At 31.6% G+C, this 272-nt stretch carries 1 protein-coding gene; it reads left to right on the forward strand.

All coding sequences use genetic code 11. The features are described from left to right. Positions 1-101 (forward strand): DUF1413 domain-containing protein (locus LIZ98_RS17805; protein WP_227140463.1); only part of this gene is annotated, 101 nt, incomplete at its 5' end. Positions 102-272: the final 171 nt, after the last annotated feature.

The raw sequence follows: 272 nt of genomic DNA on the forward strand, positions 1-272 counted from the left end.
TGCTTGGGACTTTATTTTTAAACTACGTAAATAAAATGGAAGGTAATATAAAGGCTATTGAAAAGACTTCATCTAATCAACAGAGGTATCAGAAGGTTTGAGGATATAGTAAAACTATTATGAAAAGTAATAAAGAATTATAAATTATATAAGGGTGGATGGGGTGGATGCTTTGCTTAATTTAAGGCAATTAGTAGATGACTTTTTCTTGTTTGTGCAGTCTAAGAGTATTGAAATTTATAATGAGTTTAGCCTCCAGCATGAGCTGGGGA

It is taken from the genome of Caldibacillus sp. 210928-DFI.2.18, assembly GCF_020554505.1.
Taxonomy (GTDB): domain Bacteria; phylum Bacillota; class Bacilli; order Bacillales; family Caldibacillaceae; genus Caldifermentibacillus; species Caldifermentibacillus hisashii.